Here is a 315-nt window from a genome sequence, read left to right as displayed (position 1 = left end):
GGATCAAATTTGTCCACGTCTTTCAAAAATCCTCCCCATTTTCCGTACGTCTTGCCTTCTTTATCTTTATCAGCGTCGTAATAAAGACTGTGATCCCAGCGATCGTTTGGAATTTCAGTTATGCAGTCAGTGCCTTCACTCAAGTTCTTCCAAAATTCCTGAAGATTTTCGGCCTGCGGATATCGTCCTGATATACCGATAATCGCGATATCTTCACGCTCCGTCACTGGATTTTTCCGCGTGTCTGTGCGGACTTGCGCAAAGCCTTTTTTGCCTTCATTCCGTATCGAAACGGGCTTTATTTCGGCTTTTTCA

Annotated in this window: 1 protein-coding gene; it reads right to left on the bottom strand. The window is 44.4% G+C overall.

Annotated elements, in window-relative coordinates; translation table 11 throughout:
- Nucleotides 1–315, bottom strand: a 315-nt coding sequence (locus tag SB658_RS22875; RefSeq protein ID WP_410602537.1) for a beta-ketoacyl synthase N-terminal-like domain-containing protein, incomplete at both ends; no start/stop codon positions are given.

It is taken from the genome of Bacillus sp. SIMBA_008 (assembly GCF_046535495.1).
GTDB classification, from domain to species: domain Bacteria; phylum Bacillota; class Bacilli; order Bacillales; family Bacillaceae; genus Bacillus; species Bacillus subtilis.
Note: the sequence above shows the minus strand (reverse complement) of the source record. Positions and strands in the feature narration are given on the sequence as shown.